The sequence below is a fragment of the Vibrio sp. 10N.247.311.13 genome (assembly GCF_041467595.1).
In the GTDB taxonomy this organism is placed as follows: domain Bacteria; phylum Pseudomonadota; class Gammaproteobacteria; order Enterobacterales; family Vibrionaceae; genus Vibrio; species Vibrio crassostreae_C.
The window spans coordinates 54955-68836 of record NZ_JBFSUX010000023.1; the positions used below are offsets into that span (position 1 = coordinate 54955).

General features: G+C 43.9%; 13 protein-coding genes and 1 pseudogene. 8 read left to right on the plus strand and 6 right to left on the minus strand.

Going from position 1 to position 13882, the window contains the following annotated elements:
• Positions 1 to 9: 9 nt before the first annotated feature.
• Positions 10 to 360 carry a hypothetical protein gene (locus AB6E52_RS11940; protein ID WP_052880051.1) on the minus strand — a complete coding sequence of 117 codons (351 nt, stop codon included), beginning with the start codon at positions 358 to 360 and terminating at the stop codon, positions 10 to 12.
• 288 nt (positions 361 to 648) lie between these two features.
• On the opposite strand from AB6E52_RS11940, the gene AB6E52_RS11945 reads away from it, so the two are divergent.
• Positions 649 to 1545, plus strand: coding sequence for a cation diffusion facilitator family transporter (locus AB6E52_RS11945; protein WP_017064786.1), 897 nt, complete (start codon positions 649 to 651; stop codon positions 1543 to 1545).
• A gap of 47 nt (positions 1546 to 1592) precedes the next feature.
• Here the strand turns inward: AB6E52_RS11945 and yddG are convergent, their stop codons facing one another.
• Complete coding sequence (gene yddG / locus AB6E52_RS11950; RefSeq protein WP_102319833.1) at positions 1593 to 2525, minus strand: aromatic amino acid DMT transporter YddG; 933 nt, start codon at positions 2523 to 2525, stop codon at positions 1593 to 1595.
• A 159-nt stretch (positions 2526 to 2684) separates the two neighbouring features.
• Positions 2685 to 3359 carry a pyrimidine 5'-nucleotidase gene (yjjG, locus tag AB6E52_RS11955; protein WP_065584585.1) on the minus strand — a complete coding sequence of 225 codons (675 nt, stop codon included), beginning with the start codon at positions 3357 to 3359 and terminating at the stop codon, positions 2685 to 2687.
• A gap of 234 nt (positions 3360 to 3593) precedes the next feature.
• Here yjjG and AB6E52_RS11960 point away from each other — a divergent pair, with 234 nt between their 5' ends.
• From AB6E52_RS11960 to AB6E52_RS11970, 3 genes are all read left to right on the plus strand, one after another.
• The gene (locus AB6E52_RS11960) at positions 3594 to 3746 is read left to right on the plus strand and encodes a hypothetical protein (protein ID WP_017060903.1); all 153 of its coding nucleotides are present in this window, start codon (positions 3594 to 3596) and stop codon (positions 3744 to 3746) included.
• A 260-nt stretch (positions 3747 to 4006) separates the two neighbouring features.
• Positions 4007 to 5155 (plus strand): L-threonine dehydrogenase, encoded by a 1149-nt coding sequence (yiaY, locus tag AB6E52_RS11965; protein ID WP_017069430.1) that lies wholly within the window; start codon positions 4007 to 4009, stop codon positions 5153 to 5155.
• 195 nt (positions 5156 to 5350) lie between these two features.
• Complete coding sequence (locus tag AB6E52_RS11970; protein WP_029235256.1) at positions 5351 to 6274, plus strand: hypothetical protein; 924 nt, start codon at positions 5351 to 5353, stop codon at positions 6272 to 6274.
• Positions 6275 to 6378: 104 nt separating this feature from the next.
• Here AB6E52_RS11970 and AB6E52_RS11975 read toward each other — a convergent pair whose 3' ends face one another.
• A complete protein-coding gene (locus AB6E52_RS11975; RefSeq protein ID WP_004730224.1) occupies positions 6379 to 6813 on the minus strand; it encodes a YccF domain-containing protein in 435 nt (144 codons plus the stop codon).
• 247 nt (positions 6814 to 7060) lie between these two features.
• Here AB6E52_RS11975 and AB6E52_RS11980 point away from each other — a divergent pair, with 247 nt between their 5' ends.
• The gene (locus AB6E52_RS11980; RefSeq protein WP_017060906.1) at positions 7061 to 7186 is read left to right on the plus strand and encodes a hypothetical protein; all 126 of its coding nucleotides are present in this window, start codon (positions 7061 to 7063) and stop codon (positions 7184 to 7186) included.
• A gap of 102 nt (positions 7187 to 7288) precedes the next feature.
• Here the strand turns inward: AB6E52_RS11980 and AB6E52_RS11985 are convergent, their stop codons facing one another.
• Positions 7289 to 8365 carry a low specificity L-threonine aldolase gene (locus AB6E52_RS11985; protein ID WP_102319832.1) on the minus strand — a complete coding sequence of 359 codons (1077 nt, stop codon included), beginning with the start codon at positions 8363 to 8365 and terminating at the stop codon, positions 7289 to 7291.
• 302 nt (positions 8366 to 8667) lie between these two features.
• Between AB6E52_RS11985 and AB6E52_RS11990 the strand changes: the two genes are divergently transcribed.
• From AB6E52_RS11990 to AB6E52_RS12000, 3 genes are all read left to right on the plus strand, one after another.
• Positions 8668 to 9285, plus strand: coding sequence for an NAD(P)H-dependent oxidoreductase (locus tag AB6E52_RS11990; RefSeq protein WP_102319831.1), 618 nt, complete (start codon positions 8668 to 8670; stop codon positions 9283 to 9285).
• Positions 9285 to 11210 carry a monovalent cation:proton antiporter-2 (CPA2) family protein gene (locus AB6E52_RS11995; protein WP_102319830.1) on the plus strand — a complete coding sequence of 642 codons (1926 nt, stop codon included), beginning with the start codon at positions 9285 to 9287 and terminating at the stop codon, positions 11208 to 11210. Before AB6E52_RS11990 ends, AB6E52_RS11995 begins: the two co-directional genes overlap by 1 nt.
• Before the next feature lie 541 nt (positions 11211 to 11751).
• Positions 11752 to 12975, plus strand: a complete 1224-nt coding sequence (locus AB6E52_RS12000) for a DUF819 domain-containing protein (protein WP_102319829.1) — start codon at positions 11752 to 11754, stop codon at positions 12973 to 12975.
• Between the two features lie 86 nt (positions 12976 to 13061).
• Here AB6E52_RS12000 and AB6E52_RS12005 read toward each other — a convergent pair.
• Positions 13062 to 13882 (minus strand): annotated as a pseudogene (locus AB6E52_RS12005) (hypothetical protein); the annotation flags it as partial.

The following is a 13882-nucleotide window of genomic DNA, read 5'->3' on the forward strand; positions in this document are numbered from 1 at the left end:
AGTCTTGCTCTAGAAAACCATCACGTGATCCACTAAGTAGCGTCCGTCTTCTTCAACCAATACCATTTCGGCGACAAACTCGCCTTTGGCGATGGTGTAAGCTTGTTTCCACACAAAAGCGATGGAGTCTGAACGTCTAAACAGCGCGACTTGCTCTCGCTCAGCAAAAAAGCCATTACTGTGCTGATAATGGTGACACACCTTTTCTAAATATTCCGGCGTAACAATGTCTTTCATCCTTTGAGTAAAGTCTCGACAGTGCTGTTCATGATCGACCTTGGTTGAACCGTCCATCAGATTATCCATAATCGGGTTAGCAATCACCCACAACTCGTTATCACTGATATCGTCAAACTTCATATTGATTCACTCCTTGTCCATCGCAGTCGCAGTCAAATCTAGAAGACCAATAAGACCTTAGCGACTAATGTGTTTTATTAATCATAAACGATCCTATTTCAGTTGCACACCATCACCAAAAAACACTCAACGTCAACTTTATTGACACCACACCCTGATCTTAAGTCACTGAATTTTATTGATTTATATGTTCGAATTAAATAAGACATATAAACATCATCAGATAAAGTTTGTAAAGTTAGCTCATTATTAGAACAATGAAGTTATCAAAAACATCTGGAAAATATTATGTGTGACAGGAAAAGCCAAAACGAAAATCGAGTACTATTGTTCTCAGCCCTTTTAGCATCAGGCTTCGCAATTGGCGGATTGGTGTTGGGTCTTCTCGTTGGCTCTCTGGTCATAGTATTTGACGGTGTCTATTCTCTTATCAGCTTACTGTTAACTTTATTGTCACTAGCAGCCTCGAAATACATCAATCGCCCTTCGGACACTGAGTTCCCGTTTGGTCGAGCTATCATCGAGCCGATTGTGATTGCGATTAAAGCCGTTGTGATTCTTCTTGTGGTTGGTTATTCACTTTACTCTGCGATTGGTGCCCTAATGACGGGTGGCCGTGAAGTTGATGCTTCTATCGCAACTCTGTTTGGTATTTTCAACGTGTTGGGTTGTGGTTACGCTTGGTGGTACATCGCGAATAAGAGCAAACGTATTTCTTCAGGTCTGATTCAGGCTGAATCTAAGCAGTGGCAGATGGATACGCTACTGAGTGTAGCGGTAACAGCGGGTTTCGTAGCGGCTTGGTTAATTACTTTTTCTCCGCTTGCAGAATACGCAGTGTATGCCGACCCAATGATGATGTTGCTAATGTCTTTCTACTTCATCAAAGTTCCTTTCGACATGTTACGTGAAGCCATGCGCGAACTGCTTATGATGTCGGCAAACAAAGATATTTGTGATGCGGTAGATAAGAACGTTGTCGCGGTAGACAAAGAAGCGGAGCAAGATTTGGAGCTGATGGGTGTGACTAAGGTTGGTCCAGAATTACGAATCAATGTTGATATTCATACCAACGACCAACAAGCGATTGCGGTCGATGATATTGAACGTACGCGCCGCCAACTTAAGCGACGCTTATCGAAGATGCCTTATGAGCTTCAATTGAATCTCAATATCGCGAGTTAAGAGTCGAGAGTTAAGAACCAAGAGCTAACCAATCAATCTCTCGCTGACTAAGACTCTGATTGAACCTTTTTAGAAGCCGACGCCGTAACCGTCGGCTTTTTGTCTCTGGTTACCCACCAGCAAGCTAAAGAGCCAATCGTTACCATACAAACGCCCTGCCAAAACGTCATGCTCAATGACAAACCCAAAATAATAGAAGACAGTAAGGTCGCAAAAATAGGCGTGAAATACGACATGGTCGCCAAGAAGACCATATTGCCGCCAAGTATCGCTGTATTCCAAAGCGCGTAACCTGCGCCCATACACACGCCTGCCAACACTAAGTCAATCGCAGCACTGGTTGTCATCACCATGCCGGTTTCGTTACTCAATGCGTATTTGATCCACAAGGTGATTGCCGTTGCGATAAAGAACAACACAATCGCATTCTGCCCTTTCGCCACTTTCTGAGTGTAATTACAGTAAACCGCCCAAATAATCGCGCCGAAAAACGCCATTGAATAAGTTTTTGGGTTAGTAGCAACATTGGCAGCGATTTGTTCAACAGAAAGCCCCTGATCGCCGCTGATGCTCCAAGCGACGCCAAAGAAGGCCAAGAAGATACTTGGGTAAACCAACCAGTTAATTTTCTTGTCGCTCAGCAGCACCGCAAATAACACCGTCAGTGCTGGCCATAAGTAGTTGATGACAGCCATTTCCAAGGCTTGATGTCTATTGTTTGCCATTCCCAACGCCAAAGCCAAGAAGATCTCATAACAAACGAACAAGGCGCCGCCAATCAGCAAGTAAGACTTAGAAAAGCGTGACAGCTTTGGTAGACCCATAACACAGATCAACAACAGCGCACTTACCGTGTAAAGGCTGGCCGCACCACCGATTGGGCCCAGTTGTTCAGATACGCTTCGAGACAGCGCGATTAAGCAGCTCCAAAGTAGAATGGCAGCAATGCCGTAGCAGCTATGGCGATGAGATTTAAACACACCTCTTCCTTTTCTTTATTGTCATTGGGTAATCAAAGCGAGCTTAAAGCAAAGATAGACTTAAGCACCACTATCGATAACTTACAGTAGGTAAAAATAAGTAGCCGAGCACATAACTGCACTCGGCTATCAATCATTCACTCAAAAATCTAAAAGCAATTATGCCAATAACAGAGCTTGCAGGTCAGCTAAAGACTTAACTTGATAATGAGGGTTAATACCTGCTGGTGCTGCTTTCTCTTGGCTGTTCAACCAACACGTCTCAATACCAAAATCCAAGCCGCCTAAAATATCTGAATGCGGGTTATCTCCGACCATCAATACGCGTTGTTTTGCTGGTAAGCCAACAAGCTTGTGTGCATGTTCAAAGATTTCAGCGTCTGGTTTCGCGACACCGACTTCTTCAGAGATGATCACATGGTCAAAGTAATCTGTCATGCCTGTGCGTTCTAAACGTATAGATTGCAGCTCGGTAAACCCATTCGTGATGATACCCATGTTCACTTTGCCTTTTAAAGACTCCATCAACTCTTTTGCACCTGGGAGCAGAGAACAGATATCCGCCATTGCGGTCAAAAATGCACTGTTTAGTTCTGCTGTTGTTGTCTCTAACTTTGTTGCCCAGCTTTCAAAACGCGCGTGCTTCAGTTGAGCTGCCGTAATGCGGCCATCTTGATAATCTACCCAAAGTGGTAAATTAACCTCTTGGTAAACCGAATAATCCTGTTCACTAAAGTCCACACCAAAACGGGAGAACATCAGCTTCATTCCTTGAAAAGCATCAAAGTGGAACAAGGTTTCATCCGCATCAAAGAATATCCAATCGTACTTCATTTTCTGTCCTGTTATTCGCGTTGTTGAGCAGTGCTGTGTTTGTTTTTATCGTAGTTTTGCTTAATTTTTCTCTTCGCCTTGTAGGCTGGCAATCACTTTACTCGTAAATCTGTGAGCCTGTATATAAATCTAATAATTTATAGAAAACAAGCCACAAGTCATGATGTATCGCAAATTTTGCCACATATTAAACCAATACCATACAATAAATACACTTAGGTACCGGGAGGTACTATGAAGCACTTTTTACCATCGTCTGTCATGCTTACCCCTTTTCTTGTCAAATACTATGACGAGGAGTCAGAAGACACGCTTGATTCTGAAGAGTCACAAGAACCTGAAATTGAATGCAGCGATGACTCAGATAAAACGTCGACACCAGCCTAACTAGAAGAGTTTTCAATGAAAAACCTTATTTTTCATTGTTATAGAGCTCCATACTGTCTCTAATTTAGTCGATTTATCGCGATCTATTACTGACAATCAACACAGCCAAAAACCATGAAAACGATTGCTATATGAGCCCTATCACAACGACTAGCCACAAAGTGGTAGTTCGAATTCAAAGTTGTTCCAGATCAATGGTCGACCACTTGAATGCCGACAACATGTAGGAAATTAAAAATCATAATTAACGGAGTTTTCCAATGTCTACTGCATTTTACATCCCTACAATCAACTTCATGGGCACTGGCTGTTTGAAAGATGCTGCTGATAGCATCCAGTCTCAAGGCTTTAAAAAAGGTCTGATCGTTACAGATAAGATCCTGAATCAAATTGGTGTAGTTAAGCAGGTACAAGACCTTCTTAGCCAGCGCGGCGTAGACGCAGTTGTATTCGATGGCACTCAACCAAACCCAACCATCACTAACGTGAACGATGGTCTAGAATTGCTGACTGACAACGATTGTGATTTTGTTGTTTCTCTAGGTGGTGGTTCTCCACACGACTGCGCAAAAGGTATCGCATTAGTTGCTTCTAACGGCGGCAAGATTGCTGATTACGAAGGCGTAGACCAGTCTGAAAAACCTATGATGCCTCTTATTGCTATCAACACAACAGCAGGTACAGCATCTGAAATGACACGTTTCTGCATCATCACCGATGAAGAGCGTCACATTAAGATGGCGATCGTTGATAAGCACACAACACCGCTTATCTCAGTAAACGATCCTGAACTAATGCTTGCTAAGCCTGCATCACTGACTGCTGCAACAGGTATGGATGCGCTAACACACGCAATCGAAGCTTACGTTTCTATCGCAGCGACACCAATTACAGACGCTGTAGCGATTAAAGCCATTGAACTTGTACAAGCTCACCTAAGAACGGCAGTAGCGCACGGCGAAGACATTGAAGCACGTGAACAAATGGCTTACGCACAGTTCATGGCGGGTATGGCGTTCAACAACGCGTCACTAGGTTATGTTCATGCGATGGCGCATCAGCTAGGCGGCTTCTACGATCTTCCACACGGTGTGTGTAATGCTATCTTGCTACCACACGTTCAACGCTACAACGCGCAAGTTTGTCCTGAGCGTCTACGTGATGTTGCAAAAGCAATGGGCGTTAACGTTGAAGGTATGTCACCAGAGCAAGGTGCAGAAGCTGCGATCGAAGCAATTGTTCAACTAGCAAATGACGTGAACATCCCAACAGGTATCGCGCAACTTGGTGCGAAGCTAGAAGATATCCCTACTCTGTCTGACAACGCACTAAAAGATGCTTGTGGTTTTACTAATCCTAAACAAGCGACCCACGAAGAAATCTCTGCGATTTTCGAAGCGGCAATGTAATCTGCCATTAAGTCACTTATAAACTTATCGACAAACGGGCTCACCTACTGAGCCCGTTTTCTTTACCTGCCATATGTTATTCAAGTCTCTGTTTTGAATAGCCACTGATTAAGATAAATCTCTTTAAAAGTCGCATTGTCATAACTGCTTAGTTATAGTCAAACTATTGATACATAGAATGACAAACAGGTTCCATTGAGTCGTTGGATAGTTAACTCCTCATTATTAGCATCGCTCGTTTCCCACTCTGCCTTCGCGGAGGAACAGGATGAGTGTCACAGCCAACCGTTAGAAGACACGCGCGTCGAAAAAGCTTACCACTACCTAAACAGCAAGTTTTGTCAGCCCGCAATATGGTTCGATAACTTCTTTGTGGATGACCGTATTACCGAGGACGCCAGAGCCGGAACCTCTGTACGTTGGTATAATGATTTCATCTATTCTGAGGGCGGTGACGTGGATTATTCCACCAAGCTCAACGCACGCCTGCATTTACCCTTTGTCAGCAAAAGGCTTAAGCTAATCTACGAGTCTGTTGGCGATGAAGAATTCTTAGACTTCTTCCCACAAGATTCTGAAGAGTTAGAGAATGCACTTGGCCTTCGTTATGACGCCTATGCCAAGGGTTACAGTAGTTTCAATATCAAAGCGACGTTACGCCCAAGAATAGAGGCTCGCTATCGTTTTACCTACCCGCTCACCACAGATGCAGTATTCAGGCTGACCCAACGTGTATATCAAGAAAAACAAGAGACTGGTGAGATCACCGACATCGACTTTGATCTTTCTTTAAGTGATGATTTCTTGGCTCGATGGTCAAGCTTTGCAGGATATAACGACGACCTTAAAGGTTGGAACTATGGTACAGGGCTAACCTTGTATCACTACCTTGCCCAAGACCAAGCACTTCAATATAGCGCCACGATTAATGCAACGGATGAGCCTCATAATCATTACGAATACGCTCAGGTTTCGGTTACCTACCGACAAAACGTATGGAAAGAGTGGCTGTTCTACGAACTCATCCCTCGTTATCAATGGGAACGAGAACCTCATGAGAAACACACCGAAGAAGCCAACATCACCCTTAGGCTTGAAGTCTTGTTCAACAATGTCTAGTGAGTGTTTGTGAGATTGGGGCATCGTTAGATAGAAAACGAGGCACAAAAAAGCACATCATGTGATGTGCTTTTTCAGTTCTATATAAGGCTTAAACTGTAGTCTTAACCCTTGTAGTTTCTTACTCGTGCCGCTTCTGCTTCACGCTTGTCGACAACGGTTTTACCGATTGGCGCCAATGAGATAACCGCGAGCTTAAGGTGCTGAATCGCAAACGGAATACCTATAATAGTAATGAAACACGCTACTGCTGACATGATGTGACCAATCGCCAACCAGATCCCCGCAAATAAGAACCAAATAACGTTACCAATCACACCTAGCGGGCTCGTGCCGATGTCCATTTCATTGGTTAGCTCATCACGCGAAATCGCTTCCTGACCAAATGGGAAGAATGAGAAGTTACCCATAACAAAACATGCTCTACCCCATGGAATACCAACGATGGTTAGGAATGCGAGCAGTCCGAAGAACCACCAAGCTAGTCCCATAAATACGCCACCGAACAGAAACCAAATGATGTTTCCTATTGTTTTCATTCTGTATTCTCCAAATCTTTGAATGCTATTTATTTAATATGCCGAGTAAGGCAATGATTGTTGTAATAGGTTCATTATTGTTGAACCTTTATGAACCGTTTATGAATCACTTACATTTTATGTGATTGATATACACCACGGTTCTCTAAATCTACATAGGGCTAAACCCATTTATTTGATACCATACACTTAGATTTTTAGTACCAAAAAGCTAAACAGACTCAACAACGAATTTAAGGCCGAATTTATGAATAACACTGAGCAACCTAAAAAGAAAATGAAAAACTGGGTGCCAATCGTCTTCTTCGGACTTCTCAGCACTGTTCCAGTGTTCATGTTCTTAGTTGATGTGTACATCAACCAGTATATGTAACAGAGCCGGACATCCTAGCTATATAAATGGATATAAGAACCCTTTCCTGTATCCATTTCAGTTCCAATTAGATCAGTTCTTCTTCAGCCAGCTCTTCGTTAATCAAATCAGCTCTTCGTTAATAAAATCAAGAATGTCGATCAGCTCATGATCAGGCAGATTCAGTAAATTATCCCCTACATACCATTCAATCTTACATTGATTTGGCAGTTCGCTGATCGCTGGGTTTCCTATCCAAACCTTGTGTTTCTTCGCGATGTTATCTCTCACGATAATGCCGTCTTCGTAACTCACAGGTAAATAGAGATGAAGCATGTTGACCTGCGGTTGTTGTGGGTTAACCGTAAACTGAGGGTAATCTTGTAAGATTTGATAAACCTGTTTGGTTCGTTCGTATAAAGCAGGCATCAGCTCTAATCGCTCATCAAACTGCATTGCCGCTGAAACCACATAAGGCGTTCGGTGATAAACATTGCCACCTTGGCGCTTCATCCACGCCGATGCTTTCGCGACAAAGGCTTTATCGCCCAACAATAACGAACCACCAAGGCCATTGAGACCTTTGTACAGCGAAACATAAGCACTATCGAAGCCCTGAGCAATCTCGCTGTATGGCTTTTGATAATACGCGCCGCATTCCCACAAACGTGCACCGTCCATATGAAGGTGAATCGATTGTTCTTTGCAGTATTGCTTTATAGCTTCAAGCTCTTCCCACTCTGGCAATTGACCGCCAATTTCGCGCATCGGTAATTCATAAAGAGCGGCTGCAATCTCATCAGGCCATGCCTTTAAGTCATCAACATTCCAAGTGCGAAATACATTGCCGACCGGAAGCACGTTGAAACGATTTTGGAGCTGATACCCTTGGCGTTCATGGCGAATGATATGACTCGACTCATGCATCGCTACTACCGGGTTTCTTTTCTCTTGGCAGGCAATTTCTAATGCTGTGGGTTGATTCATGGTGCCGGTAATAACAAACACGGCGGCTTCATAACCAAGCAGCTCTGCGACCTTATTTTCAAAGCTCTCGATAAACTCGCCATCACCGTAGCTATCATGGCTCACATTGTGTGTTTCACACCATTCAGCCATCTGAGCGAATGTTTGTGCTGGTGTCGGTTCTAGATGACCAGAAAGCAACAAATCACATTGTTGACGCAAGTCCATGCTCATAGTTTTTCCTTTATTCATTATCGTTCTATGTAGGGTTATTGGATTATTTACGTTACCCACCAACGGTGACATAAAATGCCCACATTCGCTTTTACTATTCGTGAATAATTAGTTTTACTCAGTCATCGGCTACTTGTGCCTGAAAGACACAAAATGACTGGTGTCTTATATAATTAAACGCAGAAAGCACACATATCTAAACAAAGAAGTATGGGCTAATTCGTTGTTGTTCAACCATTCTTCTATTATTGTATAACTATAATTCCAATAAATATTATTCGTTAATGGACAAAGAGGGCTATATGTCGAAAAATCGAGTCTTGGTGCTATTCGCCCACCCTTCTCAACATCGTTCTGAAGCAAACAAACCGTTATTTGAGCAAGCAAAACGCGTTGACGGTGTCACGTGCGTCGACCTCTATGCCGAATATCCAACGTTCAAGATCAGCATCGATCGTGAGCAAAAACGCCTATTGGACCATGACATCATCATTTTTCAGTTCCCCTTATATTGGTACTCCACACCGGCAATTCTCAAAGAGTGGCAAGATCTCGTTCTAGAGTATGGCTTCGCCTATGGAACCGATGGCAACGAGTTACAAGGTAAGAGCTTACTGTGTTGCATCACTGCTGGCGGTAAAAAGGATGCTTACCAAAGTGATGGCTACAACCACTTCACTATTCGAGAACTGCTTCACCCAATTGAACAAACCGCGTCTTTATGTGGGATGAACTATCTTGCGCCTTTTGCGCTTTTTGGATCTCGTACCGCTTTAGAAGAAAACCGTATTCAACAACATGTCGATAGCTACAGAACGCTTTTACAGGCCTTGGTTGCCGGCAAGATCAATATTAAGAAAGCCAGCAAAGCAGAAAAACTCAACCACTACGTAGAAGAACTAATGGCAGAGGTTAAATAATGACGGGATATTTTCTACAAGCGTTTATCTACTTAGTCGCAGCAGTTATTGCCGTGCCTATTGCCAAAAGACTTGGTCTTGGTTCTGTATTAGGTTACCTCATTGCTGGTGTTGTGATTGGCCCAATCATCGGCTTAGTGGGTGAAGAGACCACAACCATCCAACACTTTGCCGAGTTCGGCGTGGTTATGATGCTGTTCTTGGTCGGCCTTGAACTTGAGCCTAAGATGCTTTGGGCAATGAGAAACCGACTGATGGGGCTGGGTGGCCTGCAAGTTGGTGGCACGACCGCTATCGTGATGGGAATTGCACAGTTCTTTGGTCAACCTTGGACGATTGCTTTAACTATCGGTTTGATCTTTGCGCTGTCATCTACCGCGATTGTACTCCAAACCTTTAACGAAAAAGGGCTATCCAAAACAGAAGGCGGCAAGAACGCTTTTTCAGTCCTACTGTTCCAAGATATTGCCGTCATCCCTATGTTGGCGTTCATTCCTCTATTAGCGTTGCCAGAATTAATTGAAGCTGCACAAAGCGCGGTCGCTTCGGCCTCTGATCATCATGAAGAGTTAAGTCTTGTTGCTGGCCTACCCGGTTGGGCTTATGGCCTTGTGATCACAGCATCTATTGCGATTGTTGTGGTCGGCGGACACTTCTTGAGTCGTCCACTGTTCCGCTTCGTGGCAAGCTCAGGCCTGCGTGAAATCTTTACTGCAACCGCACTGATGTTGGTGATTGGTATTGCTGCACTGATGAGCCTAGTCGGCCTATCACCGGCTTTGGGTACCTTCCTTGCGGGTGTGGTTTTAGCGAACAGTGAATTCCGCCACGAGCTTGAGTCTAATATTGACCCGTTTAAAGGGCTGCTACTTGGCTTGTTCTTCATTACCGTTGGTGCTGGCATCAACTTTGATGTTCTATTCAACGACTTTGGTTTGATCATTGGCCTCACTCTTGGCGTTATGCTTCTTAAAGCCTTGGTGCTATTTACGTTGGCATTGATCTTCAAAATCAAAAACAGTGACCGTTGGCTGTTTACACTGAGCTTGGCGCAAGCCGGTGAGTTTGGTTTTGTACTACTAAGCTTCTCAGCTCAAAACCACGTATTACCTGCTGACATCGTTCAAACATTGTCGCTGGTTGTGGCACTTTCAATGTTCCTAACACCAGGGCTGTTCATTCTATTTGATAAAGTGATTCTTCCTCGTTACGAACAAAAATCTAACGACCGCGAAGAAGATACCATCGAAGAGAAAGGTACCGTTATCATTGCGGGCATTGGTCGATTCGGTCAAATCGTTAACCGCTTGTTGGTGTCGAACGATGTCAATACGGTGGTTCTGGATCACCAAGCGAACCAAGTAGACTTGCTGCGCTCTATCAATATCAAATCTTACTTTGGTGATGCGACACGTCACGACTCATTGCATACCGCCGGAATCGAAGAAGCCGCGATGCTAGTAGTAGCAATCGATAATCAAGACTCAAGCGTTGAATTGGTCAAATACGTTAAACACACCTACCCTAAAGTGAAAATCTTAGCCCGTGCATTCGACCGTGGTCATAGTTATCGCTTACGAGAAGCAGGTGCAGACTTTGTGGAATCAGAGACCTACCATTCTGCTCTTGAAATGGGTGCAGAAGCCTTGCGCTCTTTGGGTCATCACCCATTCTTCGTTGAACAGCAAAAATCGACGTATCAACGCGTTGAAAGCCGTAAGTCTGAAAAGCTCTATCAAGCTTGGTCTGAAGCGGAAGAGAACCCACGCTACGACAACAACTACCGACAAATCTTCATTCATCTTGAAGAAGCAATGAAAGAAGATATGAAGAAAGACCGTTCGGATAAGCACTCTCGCTCTGAACGTGGTTGGACCCCTCCGCCGAAGGGCTATGCTGATGGCTTTGAGGAAGACGAGTCTTAAACAGAAGTCTAAGCTACAGCTTTAGATGACCATGCTATTCAACCATCAAAAGCGGCTATTTAAGCCGCTTTTTCTTTCATCTCCCCCCTACAAAACGTCAAATGAGCATAAGTATCAGCTGCTGAAACTCGTAATCCGAGAGATTTGTGTGATCTAGCTAAAATTTTTAATTTCTGACCACATAGCAAAAGTGGATTCAATTTTTACATTATTGAAACATTCCAACCCTGCATAAACCACACCATAAACATGGCTATATATGCACTCATTCCTGCCATTCAAGCATCCACCCAATTCATAGCGACCACTCTCTAAGGCTTGAATTACATTGCATATATCTAAATGCGCCGTAAAAGATCCAATAAAACCATTCACAATACAAATAAATAACCCACTGAATTCACACACTTAAACCATTAAAATTAACACAAACATTTCAAAATATGTCTATCGTTACAATTTGTAACGATTAGCAGTTATCGGTATAGTCCTGCAATTCAAAAAGTGAGACCTTTGCGCTCACCTTAAAGGAGATATAATAATGATTACTAATGATGCTGTAATAATGGGCATGTTAGCTGTTATTCTTGGCGGTGTATTTATCACGGAAAGTAGCCAAAATAGCGCACTGAAAAAATTCTACTCGTTCGTTCCGGGTCTATTGCTCTGTTACTTTGTTCCTTCTCTATTGAACAGTTTAGGCATCATCGACGCGTCAAACTCTAAGCTGTACTTCGTTGCGAGTCGTTACCTATTACCAAGTGCACTAGTTCTTCTGATCATCTCAGCAGACCTACGCAAAATCTTCGGCCTTGGCTCAAAAGCCGTCATCATGTTCCTAACGGGTACTGTCGGCATCATCATTGGTGGGCCTTTGGCGATTCTGATTATCGACCAAGTCAACCCTGACCTTGTATCTGGCGATGTATGGCGTGGCCTTACAACAGTAGCTGGCTCTTGGATCGGCGGCGGTGCAAACCAAGCCGCCATGAAAGAAGTGTTCGAGGTTGATGACCAACTCTTCTCTGCAATGATTACAGTTGATGTTATCTGTGCAAACATTTGGATGGCCGTATTACTTGTCATGGCAGGTCGTCAGAAGAAGATTGATGCATGGCTAAAAGCAGACACATCAGCTATCGAAGAGCTAAAAGAGACGGTTTCTAAATACCAAGAAGAGAACGCTCGACCAACAACTACTACCGATCTAATGAAGATCGCTGCAATTGCCTTTGGTCTAACAGGCCTTGCTCACTTCTTCAGTGACCTAATCGCACCATGGATCTCAACGAATGCTCCAGAACTTGCGAAATACAGCCTTACATCTGGCTTCTTCTGGCTAATCGTTATGGTAACAACGTTCGCGTTGATCGCTTCGTGCTTCAAATCGACACGTAGCCTTGAGCACAGTGGCGCGTCTAAAGTGGGCTCGGCATTCATCTACATCCTAGTTGCAACTATCGGTATGCAAATGGATGTGACGGCTATCTTAGACAACCCAGGCTACTTCTTCATTGGTATCACATGGCTAACTATCCATGCCATTCTAATGATTGTGATGGCGAAGCTTATCCGTGCACCATTGTTCTTCATGGCTGTCGGTAGCCAAGCTAACGTTGGCGGCGCAGCATCGGCTCCTATCGTAGCAGCTGCATTTCACCCAGCATTAGCACCAGTAGGTATCCTAATGGCGGTATTGGGTTACGCACTCGGCACATACGGCGCTTACATCTGTGGCCTCATCATGCAAGTTGCTGCTGGTTAATAGAATCGCTTAATCCAATAACACCAAAGGCTGAACGATGATCGTTCAGCCTTTTTCGTTTCTAAAACTGTATTTCAAATAACGGCTTAATCGAACAAAGACGCCAGTTTATTTTCCACAACTGGGCTGATATTAAAGCTCAACATAAAATCTGGACGCGTTTCTTCGTCTTTCTCAAGGTAATAGTTCGCTTCAATGCCAAACTTCCAAGGACGTCCGTTCAACACAGTAGTCTTGCTTACGCTTATATTCAACGGAATTTCCGCCTGATCCTTATTCCAGTCATACGAGAATGTCGGCGCAGAACCTACCGTCCAACCTCCGCCTAATATCTCCACCCAAAACACTTGTGTCGATGTCTTGTTGATTCGAGTATCAGAATGGTCGGCTCCGTCTCCAGAAACACCATACAAGTGATTTGGGAACATACCGACAACTCGCTCGCTACTCGCTTTCCCGACCATAAACTCTGGTCCGACAGCAAATTGATCCGCTGTTAAGTCACTACTGCCCGTTGGCAACGAAGCAAAGAGACCGAACGCGACAATAGTACCGCCCTCCTTTTTAGGCGCATAAGCTAAATCAAATGAGATGTTTGTAAACCTGACTGATCCATACGCTGCGAGCTTGCTGGTGTGTCCACATGGAAATCGTTCTGTACATAAGAGATAGCCGGGCGGAAGATCACTTTGTCACCATTATCCATGGGAAACGGCAATGTCGGCTGTAATACGGTCGCGAAAGCATCTCCTCCACCATCGTAACCACCTGAATACTGAAGCTTTAGATTGAGACTAGCGTAAGCTGTATTTGGGTTTGCAAGTTCCTTTGCTTCCTGTTCTGCCGCTTGATCCAGGGCAAGATCATGAAAAACCCATATGGAATAAGGGGTAGCGTGAAGTGATGT

Bases quoted from the DNA above. Each gene is read 5' to 3' on its own strand.
- AB6E52_RS11985 (WP_102319832.1), bottom strand. From the start codon at position 8,365: ATGAGCATGGACTTGCGTCAACAATGTGATTTGTTGCTTTCTGGTCAT.
- AB6E52_RS11995 (WP_102319830.1), top strand. From the start codon at position 9,285: ATGACGGGATATTTTCTACAAGCGTTTATCTACTTAGTCGCAGCAGTT.
- AB6E52_RS11945 (WP_017064786.1), top strand. From the start codon at position 649: ATGTGTGACAGGAAAAGCCAAAACGAAAATCGAGTACTATTGTTCTCA.
- AB6E52_RS12000 (WP_102319829.1), top strand. From the start codon at position 11,752: ATGATTACTAATGATGCTGTAATAATGGGCATGTTAGCTGTTATTCTT.
- yjjG (WP_065584585.1), bottom strand. From the start codon at position 3,359: ATGAAGTACGATTGGATATTCTTTGATGCGGATGAAACCTTGTTCCAC.
- AB6E52_RS11940 (WP_052880051.1), bottom strand. From the start codon at position 360: ATGAAGTTTGACGATATCAGTGATAACGAGTTGTGGGTGATTGCTAAC.
- AB6E52_RS11975 (WP_004730224.1), bottom strand. From the start codon at position 6,813: ATGAAAACAATAGGAAACATCATTTGGTTTCTGTTCGGTGGCGTATTT.
- AB6E52_RS11960 (WP_017060903.1), top strand. From the start codon at position 3,594: ATGAAGCACTTTTTACCATCGTCTGTCATGCTTACCCCTTTTCTTGTC.
- AB6E52_RS11990 (WP_102319831.1), top strand. From the start codon at position 8,668: ATGTCGAAAAATCGAGTCTTGGTGCTATTCGCCCACCCTTCTCAACAT.
- AB6E52_RS11980 (WP_017060906.1), top strand. From the start codon at position 7,061: ATGAATAACACTGAGCAACCTAAAAAGAAAATGAAAAACTGGGTGCCA.
- yiaY (WP_017069430.1), top strand. From the start codon at position 4,007: ATGTCTACTGCATTTTACATCCCTACAATCAACTTCATGGGCACTGGC.